This window comes from Corynebacterium sp. UMB0012 (assembly GCF_030216265.1).
Classification (GTDB): domain Bacteria; phylum Actinomycetota; class Actinomycetes; order Mycobacteriales; family Mycobacteriaceae; genus Corynebacterium.
The window spans coordinates 36,732-57,370 of record NZ_JASOKQ010000013.1 but is presented as its reverse complement, the minus strand read 5'-3'; the positions used below and the strand labels follow the sequence as shown (position 1 = coordinate 57,370).

The following is a 20,639-nucleotide window of genomic DNA, read 5'->3' as shown; positions in this document are numbered from 1 at the left end:
GCCCGCGCGCCATTTCCCTTACCGGGCAGGTGCTGGGCGCTTAGTTCTGAGCGCCCTACTGGTTGGCCGGCTGCTCGCCGCCGCCCAGCAGATCGTTAAGGAGGCCCTCAATGTCCACGTCGCTGCCCTTATCCAGCTGGTCTTGTACCTCCGGTGGCAACTCGGTCGGGATATCGGACGGCAGGTCATTCTGGAAGTCCGGCAGCTTCGGCAAATTATTGGAGTTCTCATCCTGCGTATCCGGCTCTTCGGTCTGGGTCACGGTGGTGGGAACCTCCGTGGTCAGCGTTTCCGTCACCGGCTGTGGGTCCGGCTTATCCGCCTCGTCCGCAGCATTGCGCCACAGGAAAAACAACACAGCCGCGGCCAGTACTGCAAGTACCGCGATGGCTGCGAAGACGCCGGCCATAGCCCCGCCACCGCTGCCTTTCTTCTTGCGCTTTTCCGGCTGGTCTGGATCATAGTCCGACGGAACCGGCTCGTACTCGGGCTGCTGCGCGTATTGCTGGCCATATGCCTGCCCGGCCGGCTGCTGATAGTTCTGGCCGTAGCTTTGCTGCTGACCGTAGCCCTGCTGATAGCCAGCGGTCGCATCGAATTGACGAGTCTCATTCTGCGGCTGCTGCTCGCCCGGGAAGTACTGCTTGGGGTGCTCGCGGCGCGCGTGGTCGCGGCTGGGGCCGGCGGCATTATCGGGCACGCGGTCAATCTGGCGCGTGGCATCATCCGCCGGGCTGGACCAGCTGCGGGTTTCATTATTATCGCCATGAGGGCCTTTAGTAGTCATACCCTCTACCTCTACCCCATTTTGCTGTGAGATCCCAGAGAGGTCTCCCACAGCTAACAGGGAAGCCGCGGCTCGCCGCTTAGTGCGCTTGGCGTGTGCTCAAGGCGCGGCCGGTGGCGGTGTCTTCTGCGGCAACCTGTGCCGGGGTGGCATCCGCGATGATGCGGCCGCCATCTTCGCCAGCGCCCGGGCCCATCTCGATGATGCGGTCCGCATTCGCCATGACCGAAAGATCATGCTCGACGACGATTACCGTATGGCCCGCATCCGCCAGCTTGTGCAGCTCGGTATTGAGCAGGTCGATATCGGCTGGATGCAGGCCCGTGGTGGGCTCGTCCAGCAGGTAGACCGTGTGGCCGCGACGCGAGTTGCGGGAGCGCTGCAGCTCCGTGGCCAGCTTGATGCGCTGGGCCTCGCCGCCGGACAGCTCCGGCGCGCCCTGGCCCAGGCGGAGGTAGCCCAAGCCGACTGCCTGCAGCGTGGCGATGGCGCGGTAAATCTTTTCTTCCTCGGCAAAGACCTCCGCGGCCTCATCCACGGTGAGCTCCAAGATGTCCGCGATGGTGCGGCCCTGCCAGGTCACCTCCAAGGTCTCGTCGTTGAAGCGAGCGCCGCCGCACTCTGGACATGTGGTGTACGAGCCTGGCAAGAAGACCAGCTCCACCTCGATCTTTCCCGCGCCGCCGCAGGTGGGGCACTGGCCTTGCTTTACGTTGTAAGAAAAGCGCGAGACCGTCCATTTGCGCTGCTTGGCCTCATCGGTGGAGGCGAAGAGCTTACGGACGTTATCGAAAAGCCCGGTGTAGGTTGCCAGCGTGGAACGCGGGGTGCGGCCGATGGGCTTCTGGGTAATCTGCACGACGCGCTTTACTCGGTCAAAGCCCTCCGTGCTCTCCACGGACCAGCCCTTGTCCTCGGCCTCTTCCTCATCGGAAACGGCCGTGGCGGACTGCCGCAGCAGGCCAGCCAGCACCGTGCTGACCAGGGTGGATTTGCCCGAACCGGAAACACCGGCGACCGCCGTGAATTGGCCCAAACCAAAGTCCACATCCAGGTTGTCGATGCTGCGTGCGTTGATGCCGCGAAGGGCGAGGTGGGAGGAGGGTGTGCGGGGGTCGTCGGCAAGCGCGAGCGTGCGGTGAGCCAGCGCGTTGGCGGTAGGGGTGTCCGCGTCATAGTCTGCGACCGGGCCCGAATAGACCACGTTGCCGCCGCGCTCGCCGGCCAGCGGGCCGACGTCAACGAGCCAGTCCGCCTGCGCGACCAAATCCATGTCATGCTCCACCAAGAGCACGGAGTTGCCGGCCGCGATGAAACGACGGCACATATCCATGACCGCATCGCGCTCATCGGGGTGCAGGCCGGCCGAGGGCTCGTCGAGCACATACGCCACGCCAAAGAGGCCGGAGCGCAGCTGCGCCGCCAACCGGATGCGCTGCATCTCGCCGCCGGACAGGCTCTGCGTCGGCCGATCCAGGCTGAGGTGCGCCAAGCCGAGCTCCAGCGCCGAGGTCAACGCGGGAAGAATCTGTTTGAGCAGCAAATCCTCGGCCGAATTCTCCTCCGGGTTCTGCTTGCTGAGCACCTCATGCACCCTATCCAGCGGCAGCGCGCCCAGCTCATCAATCGGCATGCCCGCATAGGTGACCTTCAGCGCGGCCGGGTTGAGGCGGCGGCCGCCACAGGTCTCGCACTCGCGAGATTCCATATAGGACAATGTGCGCTTGCGCAGCGTATCCGATTGGGTCTCCGCCAGCGTCTTATTGAGGTAGCTGGCCACCGAGCGCCACGTGCCCTCATAATTGCGCTGAATCTGGTCCTTGCCACGCAAAGGCTTGACCGTGACTACGGGGCGCTCGTCCGTGAAGAGGATCCAGTCGCGGTCTTCTTGCGGCAGGTCTTGCCAGGGCGAATCCAGGTCATAGCCCAGATTCATCAGGATGTCGTGGAAGTTCTTGCCGGCCCAGGCACCGGGCCATGCTTGGATGGCGCCTTCCTCGATAGAGAGGGTGGGATCCGGGACCATGGAGTCCTCGGTCGGCTCGTGAACCACGCCCGTGCCGTGGCACTGCGGACACATGCCCTCCGGGGTATTCGGAGAAAAAGAATCCGAGTACAGGCCCTCCGGGTTATCCCCGGCGCGCGAATAGAGCAGGCGCACGCTATTCGAGAGCGCGGAGACGGTGCCCACCGTGGAACGCGCACCGCCGCCGGAGGTAGATTGTTGCAGCGCGACCGTCGGCGGCAGGCCCTCTACCTGGCTAACCTGCGGGTCGACGGCCGAGCTAATGAGGCGGCGGGCGAAGGGCGCCACCGATTCGAGGTAGCGGCGCTGTCCTTCGCCGTGAATCGTGCCAAATGCCAGCGAAGACTTGCCCGAACCAGACACACCCGTGACCGCAACGAGCTTGCCGCGGGGCATATCGACGTCGACGTTGCGCAGGTTGTGCAGGTGGGCATCGCGGACCTTGATAGTAGACATGTCCTCTAGCGTACGCACAGGTGACGGGCTGGGCAGCTTTAATCCTAATGGCAGTCTCCTTTAGCGATTTACTGGTTTTCGTGCGCAGGCCACCGCTTTTCAACGATTTCGTCCATACATATCGCGAAAATCGTCGACGATTTAGGTGTTTTAGATGGACGAAATCGTTGAAACGAGGAAATCGGAACCTTCCTGGAAGATTTCCAGTCCAATGAGTCATGTGGACGAGAAATGAATTACTAGTTTTAGGCCTTACTGACTATCAAATCCGCAGGAGGGTTAGTGAGGGAACGCTGTTACGCTTGCGGCGCAATTGTTATGTCCCGGCGGAGGCGAGTGCGAAGGATAAGCTCGCCGCGGTGGCGCAGCTTTATCCGGATGCGGTGTTTACGGGAACGGCGGCGCTTGCAGCCTACGGTTTATGCGAGGTGCGGCTGCCGGCAGCGATTCGGGTGGATAACAATTGCCGGGCACGGACGGATGGGCTGGTGCGTACTGTGAGGTCGCGGCCGGTGCCGGTAAATCGGGTAAAGGGCGTAAAGATGGCGTTGCCCGCGCAGGCGGTGGCAGATGCGCTGAGTTTCGAGCACTGTGGCGAGTGGCTGCTCAAAGAGGTCCTGGCGCAGGCGTACCGCGGGCTCAACGGTAGGGGAAGATTCGCGGCCGATGTAGACATGGTGAGCAGCAAGGAAAAGGACGCGGTACGCGAGTTGGCGAGGCTAGCACCGGTGGGGACGGCGTCGAAATGGGAGCAGCGGATGTTTCGCGAGATGCGGCGGGCGGGTCTCAATCCCGTGCCGAATTTCCGGCTAGGACCATATACCTGGGATTTAGGCTTCGAAGCGGGAACGACCGTGGTGGACTTGGACTCGCTGTTCTATCACACGCCGGAGAATAATCACCGAGAATTCCTCATCGGGACGTGGAAGACCAATCACGCGGTGCAGCATGGATGGGCGCCACTGAAGTTTACGGATGAGTGCACCGACTACCACCTCAAGCTGGTGGTGGAGACGGTGCAGGAAACGGTCGCGCATCGCCGCAGCGTGCGCGGGCTAAAGAGCAGGCCGCAGAAGGTGCGCCGGGCACTGGCGACTCCGGCGTGGAGGTTTCACCAGAGCTTGCTCTAGAGCCTATTTAGCAAGGTGCGGCCAGCAGGCGCGAACGCGGTCGAACCACCAATCGCGGCGGTCGGCGGGGGCGGCGAGTGCAGCGAGGCGGTCTGGGTCGGGGGCGAGGATATCGGCGGGAAGGTGGCCATCGACAAGCGGGCGCGGGGCGGTGACGTCCTCTTCAAAGAGGGAACCGGTGGCAAGGCCGGCGGCGGCTGGGGTGACGTCGATATCCTCGTCGTCGTAGATGCGCGGGAGCGCGGCGACGGCCGCAAGGCCCATGTTGATGCCAATGGAAGTATCGAGCGCGGAGGCCACCGTGATGTCCATGTGACGCTGGCGCAGGTGTTGGGCCACCTCGAGGACGCGGCGCACGCCGCCGAGCGGGGCGGGCTTGACCACGGCGACATCCGCGGCCTGCAACTCGGCGACGCGGTACGGGTCGGCCACCTTGCGGATGGATTCATCGGCGGCGACGCGCACAAAGAGGCCGGCGCGCATAAGGCGGCCGCGGACCTGGGCAAGCTCCTCAGTGGTGGCGCACGGCTGTTCCATATAGTCCAGCGGCATCATCATCTGCGCGGCCTCCACCGCCTCATCGACGCTCCAGCCGCCGTTGGCGTCCACGCGCAGGATAGGGATATCGCCGCGTTGGGTGACGGCGTCGCGGACGGCGCGGACGCGAGCGGCGTCGTCGGCAAGCGTGTGCCCCTTCTCCGCCACCTTGATTTTGAAGGTGCGGCAGCCGGGGTAGCGCTCCACCACGGCCGGAACCTCGCTGGCGGGGACGGCCGGGATGGTGGCGTTGACCTCGATGGAATCACGCACCGGCTCCGGGAAGCCCTCGTAGGCGGCCTCGAGCCCGGCGCGCAGCCACGCGGCGGACTCGGCCGGGCCGTATTCCAGGAAGGGCGCGAACTCGCCCCAGCCGGCCGGGCCATCGATGAGCAGGGCCTCCCTCGTGGTGATGCCGCGGAAACGCACGGCGAGCGGGAGGGAGACTACGTGGGCGCGGTCGAGGACGTCATCGATATGCATGGCCTTCATGGTAGCGCCCGCCGGCCGTTGACCCCTCCCCCGCTCTGCGCTATTTTGGAAACTCATACCGATAAAGGAGGAATTATGCTGCTAGCTGAGGCATTGGCGGAGCGCGCCCAGGCACAGGAGCGCCTCAATAGCCTGCACGAGCGGCTGCTCACCGTGGCCCGCGTGCAGGAGGGCGATACCCCGGATGAGGATCCGCAGGCACTGCTGCGCGAGCTTGACGGCGTGGCCGGGCGCATCGATGAGCTGGTGCAGGCCATCAATGCGACGAATATCGCCACCGCCTTTGATGAGAAGAGGAACTTGATGGAAGCCCTCGCGCTTCGCGACGGCCTCTTGCGCAAGCGCCGCATCTACCACGACCTAGCGCAGCGGGCGGGCACGCGCTCGGATCGCTATTCCCGCACCGAGATCAAGTTTGTCTCCACCATCCCGGTGGCGGAGCTGCGCAAGCGCGTCGATGATTTGTCTAAGCAGTACCGCGAGCTGGATACCCGCATCCAGCAGCTGAACTGGAATACCGAACTGAAAAACGGATAGTCATATCGCGCGCTGCTTAAAGCGCGCGATGGTAGCCCACACACCTGCAGCGAGCAGGCCCCCACCCTGGAGGGGAAAATCCTGGGACACTGGCCCCCTTTAGCGCTTTAAGGGGCGGGGAGTTCAAGTCTCCCCATGGCATGGAGTACCGCGCTGGTATGGCGTACACGGGTATTATGCGGGGCAACAACCTCGCAGTATCGCGTATTGATTATTACCGGCCTGCTGGGCAGCGTGTGTGGGTGAGGGTTGGGAATGGGGACTATTCTTCTTTTGCCACTAAGCTGGCCATCATGAGCGAGCAGAGAAAATACAGCACCGATAATCCGTTCCGCCCGGAATTGTGGCATGCCGTAGAAGGTTTTGAGGACCTGACAGATATCACTTATCACCGGCTCAACGGCGAGGGCCGCAAGAACGGCATCGTGCGCATCGCCTTCGACCGCCCGGAGGTGCGCAATGCGTTTCGCCCGCATACCGTAGACGAGCTCTACCGCGCCCTGGATCACGCCCGCCGCACGCCGGATGTGGGCACGATTTTGCTCACCGGCAATGGCCCCTCCGAAAAGGACGGCGGCTGGGCGTTTTGTTCCGGCGGCGACCAGCGCATTCGCGGCCGCTCCGGATACCGCTACGCCACCGAGCACGCCCACGATGACGCCACCGCGGATGAATCCACCGTGGACACCGCCCGGGAGAAGGTGGAGGGCGGCCGCCTGCATATCCTCGAGGTCCAGCGCCTTATCCGCACCATGCCCAAGGTGGTCATCGCCGTGGTCAATGGTTGGGCGGCCGGCGGCGGACACTCGCTGCACGTGGTCTGCGATATGACGGTCGCCTCCCGCCAAGAAGCGCGCTTCAAGCAGACGGACGCGGACGTGGGATCCTTCGACGCCGGCTATGGCTCGGCGTACCTGGCCAAGATGGTGGGCCAGAAATTCGCCCGCGAAATCTTCTTCTTGGGCCGCACCTACGATGCCCAGCGCATGTACGAGATGGGCGCGGTCAATGAGGTCGCAGACCACGGCGAGCTGGAAGACGCCGCCATCCGCATGGGCCAGGAGATCAACATGAAGTCCCCCACCGCCCAGCGCATGCTGAAGTTCGCCTTCAACCTCACCGATGACGGCCTGATGGGCCAGCAGGTCTTCGCCGGCGAGGCCACCCGCTTGGCCTATATGACCGACGAGGCCGTCGAGGGCAAGGAGTCCTTCCTAGAAAAGCGCGAGCCTAATTGGGACAGCTTCCCGTACTACTACTAATGCTTATCGCTTTTTGTATCGGCACCGCCGTCGTGGCTACGGGTGCGCTCATCATTGGACGCATCGTGTTGCTGCGCGGCATACGCAAGGCAGAAAAGAACGAAACCCGCCCTTTCGACGGTTAAAATCGCCTCCGTGACTATCCTCTCCCCGCTTCCGGTTGATCCGCATAACCCGGCCAGCATCCTCCCCGATTTGGAGGCCGCCATTGCTGGCCAAGGGTGCTTTTTGCCGCTCCCGCTTGCCGACGCCACCCGCGCTACCCTCCTGCGCAATACCCAACGCGCCGGCGAGCCTATCGATCCCGAGATCGCGCTCGTGATGTCCACCTCGGGTTCCACCGGCACGCCGAAGGGCGCGCAGCTCACCCCAGCAAACCTGGTGGCCAGCGCGGATGCCACCCACCAGGTGCTCGGCGGCACCGGCCAATGGCTGCTGGCCATGCCGGCCCACCACATCGCCGGCATCCAAGTACTGGTGCGCTCCCTGGTGGCGGGCGTGGATCCGCTATGCATGGATCTCAGCGAGGGCTTCGATATCCCCACCTTCGCCCGCGCAGCTGCAGAGCTCGACCGCACTGGCGACCGCACCTATACCGCGCTGACCCCGCTGCAACTGGCCAAGGCCATGGATTCGGTCGCAGGCATCGACGCGCTACGCACTTTCGATGCCATCCTGGTCGGCGGCGCGGCCATCAACCCGCGCCTGCGCGCAGCGGCCGAGGAGCTGGGCATTGCAGTAGTGGCGACGTATGGATCCTCCGAAACCGCGGGCGGCTGCGTCTACGATGGCCGGCCGATTCCTGGGGCCCAGGTGCGCGTCCAGGACGGCCGCATCCTCTTGGGCGGGCCCACCATCGCCCACGGCTACCGCAACGCGCCCGAGCACCAGGCCTTCCGCGAGCCAGGCTGGTTCGCCACTTCCGATGGCGGCTTTATCGACGCCGGCACCCTCACCGTCACCGGCCGGCTGGATAACGTCATCGATTCCGGCGGCCTCAAGCTGCACCCAGAGGCGCTAGAAACCGAAATCCTCAAGGTTAAGGGCGTGGACCATGCCTGCGTCGTCGGCGTGCCACACCCGCGGCTCGGCCAGGCAATCATGGCGGCGTACACCGGCTGGGCCGATATCGGCGATATCCTCGAAGCCCTCGAAGACGCCGAGCTTCCCCGCTGGCAGATACCGAAAGACATCAAGCGCCTCGCGGAATTTCCCACGGCCGGGCCAGGCAAAATAGACCGCCGCGCGGTGGCGCGCATCTTCAGCGCTTAGCCACCTTCCACGTCGCGCACCGCGATATCGCGCGCCGCGGATTCCCCGAGCGAAAAGCTGGCTCCTTTATCCACGCTGACCTCTAGGAGGCCGGCTACCGGCGGGGCAACGACGGTCAGCCGCACGCCCGGCCGAACCCCGTGTTTGTCCAAATAGCGCAGGAATTCGCCATCGGCGTCATTGACCTGTTCCATGGTGGCGGGAGAGTTGGGTGGGACGTCGGCAAGCGTAATGCGCGAGAGCGGCTCAGCCGTGCCATCGGCCGCCGGAATGGGATCGCCGTGGGGATCGCGCGCAGGGGCGCCGAGGAAAGCATCGATGCGCTCGACAAACCTATCGGAGGTCGCATGCTCTAGCATTTCGGCTTCCTCGTGCACCTCGTCCCAGGTATAGCCCAAGGTGCGCACCAAGAAGGTCTCGAGCAACCGGTGGCGGCGCACCATAGCAACAGCCAACTCGCGACCTTCCTCCACCAGCCGGACGCCAAAGTAACGCTCGTGTTCCACGAGTCCCTTGGCCGCGAGGCGCTTAACGGCCTCGGAGGTGGTGGGCAGCTTTTGGCCGGCAGCCTTGGCCAGATCACCGAGCGGCATGGCGGTATCGCGCCCCGCCTTTTCCTCGTGGTTCCACAAAATCTTGAGGTAGTCCTGGGTGCGTTCGGGCAGCTCGCTTACGTGCATTCACCCCATCGTAGTTCATCCTATTGCTTCCGTAAGTTTCAATATGTATGTTTTACAAAGTTCATTCCATTGAACTTTGGTATTCATTTCTAATTTAAGGACTTTTCGTTGCAGAAAACCACCGCACTTCCCCTCGCCGTACTGCTCGCCGCTACTACGCTCACGGCCTGCTCAAGCGGCGATGACAACCACGGAGATAGCCTAAAAATCTTCGCCACCACCGGCTACTTGGCCGATGCCGCAGCCAACCTCGCCCCCGAAGCCGATATCACCACCATGGTCGGCCCCGGCGGTGATCCGCACACCTACCAGCCCACCACGCACGATATTGAGGCTATGAAGGACGCCGACCTGGTGCTCTGGAATGGCCTCCACCTCGAGGCGCAGATGGTGGACCAGCTCGAATCTCTGGGAGAAAAGCAGCTCGCGGTGGGCGACCAGCTTGATAAACAAGATCTTCTGCCCTGGCCGGAGCAAGGAAAGGGCGGCGAGCAACTCTATGATCCGCATATCTGGAATAGCCCCAAGCTGTGGAGCCAGGCCGTTGAGAGCATCGGCGACAAGCTCGGCGATATCGACTCCGAGCACGCCGCGGACTACTCCACGGCCGCCGATAACTACGAAAGCCAGATCGCCGCTGCACAGGACAAGGCTGAGAAGGAACTCGCTGCTGCGAAGCCCCGCGTGCTCATCACCGGCCATGATGCTTTCAACTACTTTGGCAAGACCTTCGACTTTGACATCCACGCCACCGATTTCGTGACCACCGAGGCCACAAAATCCGCCACCGAGATCTCCGAGCTGGCCGATACCATCGCCGATAAAAAGGTCCCCGTCATCTTCAAGGACAATCAAGCCAACCCACAGGCCATCACCTCGCTGCAGCAGGCCGTGGAGTCCCGCGGCTGGAAGGTTACCGTCTCGGACGAGGAGCTCTTCGCCGATACCCTAGGACCCGACGCGCCTACCGATACCTACCTCGGGGCTTTCGAGCACAACGCACACACCGTGGCAAAGGCCTTAAGCTAATGCTGCGCGCTACCCACCTCACCGCGGGCTATCCGCGCACGCCCCTGCTTGCCGACGCCACCTTTGCCCTCACTCCCGCCACCATCACCGGCCTCGTGGGCGCCAACGGCTCCGGCAAGTCCACCCTTGTGCGCACCTTGGTGGGCTTGCTTCCACCGCTTAACTGCGAATCGCTCACCTTTGATGGCACCAACCTTGCCCATTTCCGCCACCGGCTCGGTTACATGCCGCAGCACGCAGATATCGACTGGGATTTTCCGGCCACGGCCTTCGATGTCGCGCTTATGGGCCGCACCGCCGGCCTGCGCTGGTGGCAGTGGCCGAGCCGCGTCGATAAGCGCGCCGCTCACGACGCGCTCGCCCGCACCGGAATGCAAGAGCACTCGCACCTGCCTATTTCGGCCTTGTCCGGCGGGCAGCGCCAGCGCGTCTTACTCGCTCGCACACTCGTGAGCGATCCTGAGCTCATTATCTTGGATGAGCCCTTTGCTGGGGTCGACGCCGCAAGCCAGCGCGCCATCATGGAGGTACTGCAGAATCTGCGCGCCGATGGCGCCACCATCTTGCTGGTCCACCACAACCTAGCAGAAGTCGCCGATTTCTGCGATGAGGTCCTCATGGTGGGCCAAGGCCGTCTCATCGCGGCCGGGCCTACTAAGCAGGTGCTCACCGAATCCGCCATCGCCGACATGTTTTGCCTGCCCTCATGAACCCACTAGAACTCTTTCAGGATTTCACCTATACGCAGGCGCTTTTGGGGACGGTACTCATCGGAGCCTGCGCCGGCGCGCTCGGCCCGCTGGTCTATGTGCGCCGCACCAGCCTGCTCGCTGATGCCATCTCGCATTCCTCCCTGCCTGGCCTGCTGGTCGCCTTCGTCGTGGCTACGGCCTTAGGGTGGGACGGCCGCAATATCTGGCTGCTTTCTGCCGGCGCCATCCTCACCGGCACACTGGCCGTCGGCTGTATTCACCTGATTCCACGGCTGGCCCCGCTCGGCCCGACCACCGCGATGGCCGCTACGCTTACCACATTCTTCTCCATCGGCATGCTGCTCATGCAGTATATTTCCCGCCAGCCCTTGCCCGGCAAGGCCGGCATCCAGGACTACCTGCTGGGAAACGCGTCCACGCTCACGCGCGCCGATGTGAGTTCTGCGCTCGTCATTGGCGGCGGCGTCTTGCTAATTCTTTCTTCGGTACACACTCGGCAAGCCACCGTCGCCTTTGACGCCCCCTTTGCCCGCGTAGCCGGCATTCGCACCACGGCCTTAAATGCCCTCAGCTTCCTCTCCTTAACCGCCGTCACGGTTATAGGCGTCAAGGTGGTCGGCGTGGTCCTCATGGTGGCCGTAGTCATCAGCCCGGCCGCGGCCGCCCGCCCCTGGGTTCACCGCCTGATTCCCTTCATTGCACTAGCCGGCTTCCTAGGCGCGTTTACTGCCGCCGTGGGTTGCTACCTTTCCATCGCCTTTGGCCCGCTGCCTACCGGCCCCATCATCGTGCTGGTGCAAGCCGCCACCGTAGCGTTCAGCCTCGTCACCAGAAAGCTTCGACCATGACCCTTGCCGCTACCGCTTGCCTGCTCGCCGTCCTTACCGCCGTAGCATGCGCGCTGCCCGGCACTTTTGTAGTTCTACAGGGACAGGCCATGCTTATCGACGGCATCGGTCATGCCGTCCTCCCCGGCATCGCCGTGGGCTACCTTTTGACCTCCGATATCGACTCCCCGCTGCTGCTTATTACCGCCGCGGCCGGTGCCCTGGCCGTCGCGCTCGGCACGCGGTGGCTGCAGCGCAGCGCGCTGGTTACTGCCGACGCCGCCCTAGGCCTCATCTTCCCCGCGCTCTTTGCCGCCGGCGTCATCCTCATCTCTACCCGAATGAGCCACGTACATATCGATGTCCACGCCGTCTTGGTTGGCGATGTTAACCTCGCCGCCTTTTCCAATCCCCACTACTGCTATGTCATGGCCGGCGTGCTTGCCGCTAATGCAATCTTCCTCGCCCTTACCTTGCCGCGGCTTTCCGCCACGTCTTTTGACGCGCCATTCTGCACCGTGCGCGGGGTCCACTCCCGCGCCGTACAGACAACGTTTATGGCGGTCGTCGCCTGCACCGCTACCGCCGCCTTCCACGCCGCCGGCGCCATGCTGGTAATCGCCTTGATGGTCTTTCCCACCATGACCGCGCGGCTTTTCACCCGCCGCGTGCCTACCCTAATGCTCGCTGCCTGCGGCATCGCTGCGCTGAGCGCCGTAGCAGGATTCTGGCTGGCGTACTACCTGAACGCGGCCACCTCCGCCGCAATGACGGTCACCAATGCCGCGCTCTTTATCGCGGCGCTGGCCGCGTATCGGGTGCACCACCGCGCCTGCCTACGCTGATTGCCGCCCGCCACCACGCCAGTGGCACAATGGTGGCTATGTCTGCCTCGAAGTCTGCCCCGAATTCTGGGGCCCGTTCCGCCGGTAATTACCCCGCCACTGCTCAGGATTGGCTCGAGGGCGCGCGCCCGCATACCTGGGCCAACGCTTTTGCGCCCGTCGTTGCGGGCACCGGCGCGGCATTCGGCATCGACGGCGGCCACGTGGGCCGCGCGCTCCTCGCACTCATCGTGGCGTGGGCGCTTATCATCGGCGTGAACTACGCCAATGACTATTCGGATGGCATCCGCGGCACTGACGATGACCGCACCGGTCCGCAGCGCCTCACCGGCGGCGGCTTGGCCCGCCCGGAGCACGTAAAGCTCGCCGCCTTCGCTGCCTTCGCCGTGGCCGGGATCGCCGGCATCGCGCTGTCTTTTGCGGCGCACGCCTGGTGGCTCATCCTCGTCGGCGCGCTGTGCATCGCTGGCGCCTGGTTTTATACCGGCGGCAAGAATCCGTATGGCTATCGCGGGCTTGGCGAGGTTGCTGTCTTTATCTTCTTCGGGCTCGTCGCCGTGCTCGGCACCGAATTTACCCAGGCCGGCCGCCTGTCGTGGTCGGGCCTCGCACTGGCCGTGGGCATCGGCGCGATGAGCTCCGGCGTCAACCTGGTCAACAATATCCGCGATATTCCTTCCGACGCCGAGACCGGCAAGATTACCCTCGCCGTGCGCCTCGGCAACGAGAAGGCGCGCCTGCTCTTTACGGTGCTGCTCCTGCTGCCATTCCTGCTGACCATCGGCATCGCCTTCGGCAGCTGGCTCGCGCTCGCTGGCTTGGTTTACTTCCCCTTCGCGCTGCGCGCCATCCGCACCGTCAACCGCGGCGCCCAAGGCCCAGAGCTTATCCCGGTGCTCGGCTTGACCGGCCGCGCTATGCTGCTGTGGGCCGTTATTGAGGCCGCCGCGCTCATCATCGTCTAGTCCTGCGCGGCGCGGCCTTCCAGCTCCGCCTGCACCCAGCGCTTGTGGGCCTTGCGCTGGGCGGAGTACTCGGCCAGCGTTTGGGTGGCCTCGATGCGCCACTTTTTAAAGATGAGCATCGATAGCGGCAGCGCCACAAAGAGCGCCAGCAGCGCCGCGACAAGCACCGGGATGGCAAAGCCGATGGCGATGGCCAAAAGCTCAATCATCACGGTCAAAGCGATAAATAGCACTACGCGGGCGAGCCCGTACTTCCACAGCGCCGCGCGCGAACGGCGGCGCAGTTCTGGGTCCGGCTTGGGTGGCTCAGGGTTATGCGTCATGGGGGTTGATTGTACGCGGTGCAGGTAGAATCGCACGCATGGGCCGAATAATCCTCCTCCTACTCTTTGTCCTCGCCGCCTACCTCGTCTGGAAGGCCTTCGGGCCCTCCACATGGAAAAAGCACGAGGTGGAACAACCCCGCGCTATCAAGGGCCCCGACGATGACGAGGAATTCCTCTGGAAACTGGAAAAGGAGCGCTTCAAGCAGCGCCGCGCACAAGAGGCAGAAGAAGAAAAACGCCGCCAGCGCCGCAAACGCGACGCCGACGGCGAGAAGGACTAGGCTTCCTTCGGCACGAAGCGCATCTCTAGGCCTAAGGCCTCGGCCACTGCCGTGATCTTTTCCCACCGCACGCCCGCACCACCGTGCTCGATGGTGTGGAGGGTGGAGCGGGAGATACCGGCGGCGTCGGCAAGCTGCTGCTGCAAAATGCCCAACTCGCGGCGCCGCTCGGCAAATTGGGCGCCAAGGCCCAAAATCACGGCATTATCGCCGGCCGGCTTGCCCTGCTTATGGCGCGGGCTCGTATGCTCCGCCATCTAGTTCAGCCCTGCATAGGAGTGCAGGCCGGAGACGACCATATTGATAAAGAACAGGTTGAAGACCATCAGCACCATCGCCATGACGTTGATCCACGGCGCCGCCTTGCGGAAGGCCGGCGTCGCACGCGCATGCAGGTATGCGGCATACAGGATCCAGGTAGCAAAAGACACAGTCTCCTTCGGGTCCCAGCCCCAGAAGCGGCCCCAAGCGGACTCGGCCCAGATGGCACCCAAGATGATGCCCAGACCCAAGGTCGGCAGGGTGATAACTGCCAGGCGGTAGGCCAGCTGGTCAATCTTCGCGGCAGAAGGCAACGGGCGGGCTACAGCACCGAGGAGGCCATGCTCGGCATGCTTTGGCTGTGCCATACGCAAAAGAGTCAGCAGCGAGACAATGCCGGAGATAATACCGATGGACGCGCCCAAAGAAACCACGGTGACGTGGATGGGCAGCCAGTGCGACTGCAGCGCCGGCACCACCGGGGCGGACTCGGCATAAAGCTTGGTAGAACCATAAAACATCAACGCGAGGGTCGGGGTGAGCAGCCACGGCCACACGGTGCGCCATTCCTTGCGCTGCATGGCAATATTGCCCACGAGCAGCACACCGAAGCTCACCATCAGCACGTATTCGTACAGGTTGCCAAATGGGAAGCGGCCGGTGGCCAGGCCGCGCAGCACAATCGCCGCGGCGTGCAGGGCAATGCCCACCCACATCAGCGCGCTGGTCATGCCGCCGAGCTTATCGGCCTTGCGCTCCTTTTCCTGCAGCTCATCGGCCGTGATTCCGGAAGAGGACTGGGCAACCTCGCCGGCATAGCTGTGCTTGTCGACGCCCCCAGCGCCCGCCCCCACCAAGACCTTCGCGGCCTCGGACTTCACGGCGCGGCGGCCCTCGATGATGCCCTGCATGCGGCCGTAGTAAAACAGCGACAAAAAGAGCGCGACGCAGTACACCACAAAGGCGGTCTGCACCGCGATATCCGAGAAATTAGACAGATTCTGATCGATCTGCATGAATGCTCCTAGCCTTCACACGTGCGGGGTAAGTGCTGATTACCTTACTCAGCGAAACGACCCAATCCAACTTTTGTTGGATCGGGCCGGGGCGCTAGTCATTGGTATAAAGTTCGTCTTCTTCGACCTCGTCTGGGTCGGGCAGTTCGAGCAGCGCTCGGTGCAGCTCGTGGAACTCCTCGGACCAGCCGGCACGGTCGGTGCGGGCGAGGCCGCCCATCTCCACGTCGGTGCCGCCGGTCGCGTTCGGCCGCAAGCGGATGTAGACGCGGCGGCGCTTAATTATCAGCGATCCCACCAAGGAAATGAGCATCACCAGCGCGGAGGCCAGCACCCACTTCTGGAAAGGATCATAAGAGACCTGGTAGTTGGCGAACTCGCTGGCGCCGTCGAAGGTGATCTTCGTGCCATCGTCCAGGGTGACGTCCTCGCCCTGGTTGAGGTTCACGCGGTCAATCTTTTGTAGCTGGCCGGACTGCACCAGGTTCGGGTCCAGCGAGAAGAAGGACTGCGGGGTGCCGGTGTCCAAGCCGGCATCGCCGCGGTAGATATCGATGGCCATCGCCGGATCCTGCAGCCCGGGATATGCGGACTGCAGCAGCTTGCCGTTCTCGCCGGCCCATTCGGCCGTGGGCGCGAAGAGGCCCTGGATGGCGATCTGGTTCTGGCGGCGGTCATAGAGATCTGGATGCATGCCGGCCGGTGGGTCGAAGCGCATCGCGCCGGAGGACAAGAAGAAGGTCGTGTCATTCGGCTGGAACTGAATGGTCTGGGTGCGCTTTTCGCCATTGGGCCATTCCACCGTGACCGTCGGCGCGTAGCCGTGGCCCTGCAAGTAGACGCGGTTGTGCGCCAGGCGCAGCGGGTGGTTGACCTTGAGCTCGTAGTCCTTCCACTCGGAGTCATCCTTGTAGATGTCCTCGCCCTCCGCGTAGGAAACGTTGGAGGTAAACATCTCCGCCTGGCCGTTGGGCAGGTATTCGGCCGCGAAGTCATGAGCGATGAGGCAGAAGGGGTGGAGACCGGTGCCGTCGAAAAGCGGGCCGGCGCGGAAGGAGTCAAAGTTGGACGTGGAGGTATTGCAGAACTCCGTGGACTGGTCCAGGGTCTGGCCGCCTCCCTGCGAGCCGGACTCGGTGACCACGATGACCTGGCCCTCATAGTTGACCAGGCGGCCGGCGGCGACGGTGACCAAGATGGCCACCAGCGCCACGTGGAAAATGAGGTTGGCCAGCTCGCGGCCGTAGCCGCGCTCTGCGGAAAAGGTATGCACGCCGGCGCGGTCTTCTTCGGGGGCGTACTCGGCCACGCGCCACTTTTTCAGGCGCTTTTTAATTTCCGCGGATAGCTCTTCCTCGCTCTTGTCCGAATGCCCCTCGGCCGCCAGCGGCAGCTTGTGGAGGTACTTCGGGGCGCGCGTTGGTGGGGTCTTCCACGCCTTGTAGTGATCCCAGGAGCGCGGCAGGATGCAGCCCACCAGGGAAATGGCCAAGAGGATGAAGATGGCCTGGAACCAGACGGACGAAAAGACGTCGAAAAGCTGCAGCTTGTCGTAGATCTTCGCCACGTTGCCGTTGGACTCGATGAAGTCCTGCACGTTCTGCTCGTTGAGGTCGCGCTGCGGCAGCAAGGAACCGGGAATCGCGGCCAGCGCCAGCAAGAAAAGCAGCGCCAGTGCCGTGCGCATGCTGGTCAGCCAATGCCAGGCTTTGCGGAAATATTTCACGTCTCTCCTAAATCAGGGTTGCGCCAAAGTTGCCGGTCCACTGGCGGATGAGGCTAATAAACTCGCCCCACAGGCCGGTTACCAGGGCCAGGCCGACGAGGATCATGGCCACGCCGCCGATGACCTGGATGGTATGCGAGTGCTTACGGGCCCACGAAATCGAACGCATCGCCCGCGCGGAGCCCAGCGCCACCAGCAGAAACGGCAGGCCCAAGCCCAGGCAATAAAAGATGATGAGCAACACGCCGCGCGCAGCCGTCATACCTTCGGTGCCGGCCGATACGGAAATAATGGCGGCCAGCGTTGGGCCCAAGCACGGTGTCCAGCCCAGCGCGAATATCCCGCCCAGCAGCGGCGCGCCTAGCCAGGTGGTCCAGCGCTTCGGTGCCATGCGGGTGTCTTTTTGCAGCGCCGGGATCGCGCCGAGGAAAACCACACCCATCAGGATGGTCACGCCGCCGCCTACCCGCATGAGCGTCTCCTCATTGAGCCGGAGCGCGGAAATCGCGCCGAATACGGAGACCGTCGCCAGCAGGAAAACCACGGTAAAGCCCAGGATGAACAAGGCGGCGGCCAGTACCACGGCCCATTGCCTACGCTTGCCGACGCCCACCCCCAACTCACCGTCAAACGTAACCTCGCCGCCCACCACGCCGGCTAGGTAGGAAATATAGCCAGGCACCAGTGGGATCACGCACGGGCTAGCGAAACTCACCAGCCCCGCCACGGCGGCCGCGAGCAGGCCCAGAATGAGTGGGCCGGAGGTCGCGGCCTCGGCAAAGGAGTTGCCGATGCTCGCTGCGTTGTCCATTTATTCCTTTTCTAGTTTGTCCACTACGTCCATCACATCTTGGGCGGTGATGGACCGCAAAAAGACCGTAGCCGGGCGGTGCTGTTTATCCAAGACGATGGTGGTCGGGACCACGGAGGTGGGCACGCCGCCCAAGGCCGCTGCGGTCTTAAACGGTGGATCGTAGATGGAGGGATACTTCAGCCCGTTATCTTTGAGAAAGTCATTGGACACCTGCGGGTTATAGTCGCGCACATTGATGCCCAGGACCGTACCAATCTGGCGCTTTTGCAGCTCGGAGTGGATCTCTTGGAGGTCATCGGCCTCGGCGCGGCACGGAGCGCACCACTGGCCCCAGGAGTTGAGCACGACGATTTCGCCCTCATAATCCTCCAGAGAAATGGTCTTATCCCTATCGCGCACATCCTCGCCGGAGAACGTGCGCAGCGGCTTGCGCTCGGATTCCTCGTAATTGATGACCTTTTCGCCGCCGGGCGTGATGAACTCGAAATTGCCGCCGGTAGCCACCGCGTTTTGCGCGTTATCGGCGTCCTGCGAGCAACCAGCAAGCGGCAGCGCGATGGCTGCCGCCGCCAGCACCGCGCCGACTGCGCGTCTGCGTTGTAGTGCCATTAAATCTCCTGGGCCGGCGAGGAGTAGAAGATGTCGGTGACCTGGTTATCCTCAAAAAGCAGGGAGGTTACCGAGGCCAAGTCGCATTCGCGGTTCCACGGCGCGTGCGGCAGGCGCTGGCCCAGCACGGTGCGCTGCACCATCACGATGGGCAGCTGGTGGCTGACCAAGATCGCCTCGTGGCCGGCCGCGGCGGTGCGGGCGCGCTCGATGGAGCCCAGCATGCGCTCGGCAATCTGCTCATAGGGCTCGCCCCACGAGGGCTCCAGCGGGTTGACCAGCAGCGGCCAGCGGCGCGGGTTCCACAGCGCGGAGCGCAGTCCCTTGGTGCGCAGGCCCTCGAAGCGGTTGCCGGACTCGATGAGCGTCTTATCGACGTCCACGTCTAGCCCCGTTACCTGCGCAATCGGCCGCGCGGTTTCCTGGGCGCGCTGCAGCGGCGAGGCCGCCAGGTAGGTCACGTCATGATCGCGGAAAGACTCCGCGGTGCGCGCCGCCATGGAATGCCCGCGCGAGGACAGGTGATAGCCCGGGATGCGACCGTAGAGGATCTTCTCCGGGTTGTGGACCTCGCCGTGGCGCACGAGGTGAACGATGGTGCGTGTCATGTCTCTCCTTGGTGTGCGGGACTTAATGTGCGGGACGCGCGGCGGCCGCGGCCTGCGCGGCGGGTTTGAGGGCGGCTTCGATGAGTTCAAAGTCGGCGTCGGTAAGTGCATCCGAGACAAACCAGGTCTCGAACGGGCTCGGCGCGACGTAGATGCCGTTATCCAGCAGGGCATGGAAGAACGGGGTGAAGCGGAAGGTCTCGGCCGCCTGCATATCGGCAAAGTTGCGGCCCTCGCCCTCGGCAAAGCGGATGGAGAACATAGAAGACGCCCGCTGGATGTGGTGCGCTACGCCCTCGGCCGACAGTGCGGAAGAAATCATGCCGGTCAGGCGGTCCGCGTTGGTCTGCAGGCGCTCGTAGAGCGATTCATCGGCCAGTTCCAAAGACTTCAGGCCGGAGGCCATGGCCACCGGATTACCGGACAGCGTGCCGGCCTGGTAGACCGGACCGTCCGGAGCAAGGTAGTCCATGACCTCGGCGCGGCCGCCGAAAGCAGCGGCCGGCAGGCCACCGGAGACGACCTTGCCAAAGGTCACCAAGTCCGCCGCCACGCCGTCGACGCCGTACCAGCCCTTATAGGAGGTGCGGAAGCCGGTCATGACTTCGTCGAGGATGAGGAGGGCGCCGTCGCTATGGGCGACGTCGGCAAGCGCGGCGTTGAAGCCTTCCTCTGGTGCCACGGTGCCCATGTTGCCGGCCGAAGCCTCCGCGATAATGCAGGCAATCTCGCCCGGGTGCTGCGCAAATGCCTCGCGCACGGCCTCGATATCGTTATAAGGAACGACGATGGTATCGGCCGCCGTCGCGCCCGTAACGCCCGGGGAATCCGGCAGCGCAAAGGTCGCCACACCGGAGCCGGCCGAGGCCAACAGCGCATCCACATGGCCGTGGTAGCAACCCTCGAACTTCAGCACCTTGGCGCGGCCGGTGTAGCCGCGGGCCAGGCGCACCGCAGACATGGTGGCCTCGGTGCCGGAGTTGACCATGCGCACCTTATCGGCCGCGGTGCGCGCGACGATGGCCTCCGCGAGCAAGGCCTCGCCCTCGGTGGGCGAGCCGAAGCTCAAGCCACCCGCTGCGGCCTGCTGCACGGCCTCCACAATCTCTGGGTGCGCATTGCCGTGAATCATCGGACCATAGGAGCTGACCAGGTCAACGTACTCATTGCCGTCGACGTCCCACAGGCGCGAGCCCGCACCGCGCTCAATTACGCGGGCCTGGCCGCCCACGGAGCCAAACGCGCGCACCGGCGAGTTCACCCCGCCCGGAATCACCTTGGAGGAACGCTCAAACCACTGTTGCGACTGGGAAGTATTAGGCATGTCTGACATTCTAGCGATTCGCGCGCTATACAAAAGTTGGAGTGCGCGATTCACAGTCAGCCGCTAAACTTCGGGGCGTTGCACTTTTCAATTCGGGGGGATTTTCAATGCAGCGC

23 protein-coding genes are annotated in these 20,639 nt (G+C 63.6%); 11 read left to right on the top strand and 12 right to left on the bottom strand.

Going from position 1 to position 20,639, the window contains the following annotated elements:
* Nucleotides 1-55: 55 nt before the first annotated feature.
* Both QP324_RS07760 and QP324_RS07755 read right to left on the bottom strand, forming a co-directional pair.
* The gene (locus QP324_RS07760; protein ID WP_284815437.1) at nt 56-787 is read right to left on the bottom strand and encodes a hypothetical protein; all 732 of its coding nucleotides are present in this window, start codon (nt 785-787) and stop codon (nt 56-58) included.
* 79 nt (nt 788-866) lie between these two features.
* The gene (locus tag QP324_RS07755; protein WP_284815435.1) at nt 867-3,269 is read right to left on the bottom strand and encodes an excinuclease ABC subunit UvrA; all 2,403 of its coding nucleotides are present in this window, start codon (nt 3,267-3,269) and stop codon (nt 867-869) included.
* Nucleotides 3,270-3,628: 359 nt separating this feature from the next.
* On the opposite strand from QP324_RS07755, the gene QP324_RS07750 reads away from it, so the two are divergent.
* On the top strand, nt 3,629-4,399 hold the full coding sequence (locus QP324_RS07750; protein WP_284815433.1) for a hypothetical protein: 771 nt from the start codon (nt 3,629-3,631) through the stop codon (nt 4,397-4,399).
* Nucleotides 4,400-4,402: 3 nt separating this feature from the next.
* Here the strand turns inward: QP324_RS07750 and QP324_RS07745 are convergent, their stop codons facing one another.
* Nucleotides 4,403-5,419, bottom strand: a complete 1,017-nt coding sequence (locus QP324_RS07745) for an o-succinylbenzoate synthase (RefSeq protein WP_284815431.1) — start codon at nt 5,417-5,419, stop codon at nt 4,403-4,405.
* An 84-nt stretch (nt 5,420-5,503) separates the two neighbouring features.
* On the opposite strand from QP324_RS07745, the gene QP324_RS07740 reads away from it, so the two are divergent.
* From QP324_RS07740 to menE, 4 genes are all read left to right on the top strand, one after another.
* On the top strand, nt 5,504-5,965 hold the full coding sequence (locus QP324_RS07740) for a DIP1984 family protein (protein ID WP_049377868.1): 462 nt from the start codon (nt 5,504-5,506) through the stop codon (nt 5,963-5,965).
* 293 nt (nt 5,966-6,258) lie between these two features.
* Nucleotides 6,259-7,227 carry a 1,4-dihydroxy-2-naphthoyl-CoA synthase gene (locus QP324_RS07735; RefSeq protein ID WP_284815429.1) on the top strand — a complete coding sequence of 323 codons (969 nt, stop codon included), beginning with the start codon at nt 6,259-6,261 and terminating at the stop codon, nt 7,225-7,227.
* Nucleotides 7,227-7,352: a hypothetical protein gene (locus tag QP324_RS07730; protein ID WP_284815427.1), complete on the top strand. Its 126-nt coding sequence runs from the start codon at nt 7,227-7,229 to the stop codon at nt 7,350-7,352. Before QP324_RS07735 ends, QP324_RS07730 begins: the two co-directional genes overlap by 1 nt.
* Nucleotides 7,353-7,362: 10 nt before the next feature.
* Complete coding sequence (menE, locus tag QP324_RS07725) at nt 7,363-8,499, top strand: o-succinylbenzoate--CoA ligase (protein WP_284815425.1); 1,137 nt, start codon at nt 7,363-7,365, stop codon at nt 8,497-8,499.
* Here the strand turns inward: menE and QP324_RS07720 are convergent.
* Nucleotides 8,496-9,179, bottom strand: a complete 684-nt coding sequence (locus tag QP324_RS07720; RefSeq protein WP_284815424.1) for a metal-dependent transcriptional regulator — start codon at nt 9,177-9,179, stop codon at nt 8,496-8,498. The genes menE and QP324_RS07720 overlap by 4 nt on opposite strands.
* 108 nt (nt 9,180-9,287) lie before the next feature.
* Here QP324_RS07720 and QP324_RS07715 point away from each other — a divergent pair, with 108 nt between their 5' ends.
* The 5 genes from QP324_RS07715 to QP324_RS07695 are packed head-to-tail and all read left to right on the top strand — an operon-like array spanning nt 9,288 to nt 13,558.
* Entirely contained in the window at nt 9,288-10,208 is a 921-nt protein-coding gene (locus tag QP324_RS07715; protein WP_284815422.1) for a metal ABC transporter solute-binding protein, Zn/Mn family, read from the top strand.
* Nucleotides 10,208-10,918 (top strand): metal ABC transporter ATP-binding protein, encoded by a 711-nt coding sequence (locus tag QP324_RS07710; RefSeq protein ID WP_259887297.1) that lies wholly within the window; start codon nt 10,208-10,210, stop codon nt 10,916-10,918. Before QP324_RS07715 ends, QP324_RS07710 begins: the two co-directional genes overlap by 1 nt.
* Nucleotides 10,915-11,769: a metal ABC transporter permease gene (locus QP324_RS07705; protein WP_239274487.1), complete on the top strand. Its 855-nt coding sequence runs from the start codon at nt 10,915-10,917 to the stop codon at nt 11,767-11,769. The genes QP324_RS07710 and QP324_RS07705 overlap by 4 nt, the downstream gene beginning before the upstream one ends.
* Nucleotides 11,766-12,593: a metal ABC transporter permease gene (locus QP324_RS07700; protein WP_284815418.1), complete on the top strand. Its 828-nt coding sequence runs from the start codon at nt 11,766-11,768 to the stop codon at nt 12,591-12,593. The genes QP324_RS07705 and QP324_RS07700 overlap by 4 nt, the downstream gene beginning before the upstream one ends.
* A gap of 38 nt (nt 12,594-12,631) precedes the next feature.
* Nucleotides 12,632-13,558, top strand: coding sequence for a 1,4-dihydroxy-2-naphthoate polyprenyltransferase (locus QP324_RS07695; protein ID WP_284815416.1), 927 nt, complete (start codon nt 12,632-12,634; stop codon nt 13,556-13,558).
* On the opposite strand, the gene QP324_RS07690 is transcribed toward QP324_RS07695, so the two are convergent.
* A complete protein-coding gene (locus QP324_RS07690) occupies nt 13,555-13,881 on the bottom strand; it encodes a DUF4229 domain-containing protein (RefSeq protein ID WP_284815414.1) in 327 nt (108 codons plus the stop codon). The genes QP324_RS07695 and QP324_RS07690 overlap by 4 nt on opposite strands.
* A 38-nt stretch (nt 13,882-13,919) precedes the next feature.
* Here QP324_RS07690 and QP324_RS07685 point away from each other — a divergent pair, with 38 nt between their 5' ends.
* Nucleotides 13,920-14,165 carry a hypothetical protein gene (locus QP324_RS07685; protein WP_284815413.1) on the top strand — a complete coding sequence of 82 codons (246 nt, stop codon included), beginning with the start codon at nt 13,920-13,922 and terminating at the stop codon, nt 14,163-14,165.
* Here the strand turns inward: QP324_RS07685 and QP324_RS07680 are convergent.
* From QP324_RS07680 to hemL, 7 genes are all read right to left on the bottom strand, one after another.
* Nucleotides 14,162-14,422 carry a helix-turn-helix domain-containing protein gene (locus QP324_RS07680; protein WP_005327923.1) on the bottom strand — a complete coding sequence of 87 codons (261 nt, stop codon included), beginning with the start codon at nt 14,420-14,422 and terminating at the stop codon, nt 14,162-14,164. The two genes, QP324_RS07685 and QP324_RS07680, sit on opposite strands and share 4 nt — an antisense overlap.
* Nucleotides 14,423-15,442 carry a c-type cytochrome biogenesis protein CcsB gene (ccsB, locus tag QP324_RS07675; protein ID WP_284815412.1) on the bottom strand — a complete coding sequence of 340 codons (1,020 nt, stop codon included), beginning with the start codon at nt 15,440-15,442 and terminating at the stop codon, nt 14,423-14,425.
* Between the two features lie 94 nt (nt 15,443-15,536).
* Nucleotides 15,537-17,168, bottom strand: coding sequence for a cytochrome c biogenesis protein ResB (locus QP324_RS07670; RefSeq protein WP_284815410.1), 1,632 nt, complete (start codon nt 17,166-17,168; stop codon nt 15,537-15,539).
* A 7-nt stretch (nt 17,169-17,175) separates the two neighbouring features.
* Nucleotides 17,176-17,979: a cytochrome c biogenesis CcdA family protein gene (locus QP324_RS07665; RefSeq protein WP_284815409.1), complete on the bottom strand. Its 804-nt coding sequence runs from the start codon at nt 17,977-17,979 to the stop codon at nt 17,176-17,178.
* A complete protein-coding gene (locus tag QP324_RS07660) occupies nt 17,980-18,591 on the bottom strand; it encodes a TlpA disulfide reductase family protein (RefSeq protein WP_284815407.1) in 612 nt (203 codons plus the stop codon).
* Nucleotides 18,591-19,199 (bottom strand): histidine phosphatase family protein, encoded by a 609-nt coding sequence (locus QP324_RS07655; RefSeq protein ID WP_005327918.1) that lies wholly within the window; start codon nt 19,197-19,199, stop codon nt 18,591-18,593. The genes QP324_RS07660 and QP324_RS07655 overlap by 1 nt, the downstream gene beginning before the upstream one ends.
* Nucleotides 19,200-19,221: 22 nt before the next feature.
* Complete coding sequence (hemL, locus tag QP324_RS07650; protein WP_284815406.1) at nt 19,222-20,532, bottom strand: glutamate-1-semialdehyde 2,1-aminomutase; 1,311 nt, start codon at nt 20,530-20,532, stop codon at nt 19,222-19,224.
* Between the last annotated feature and the right edge of the window lie 107 nt (nt 20,533-20,639).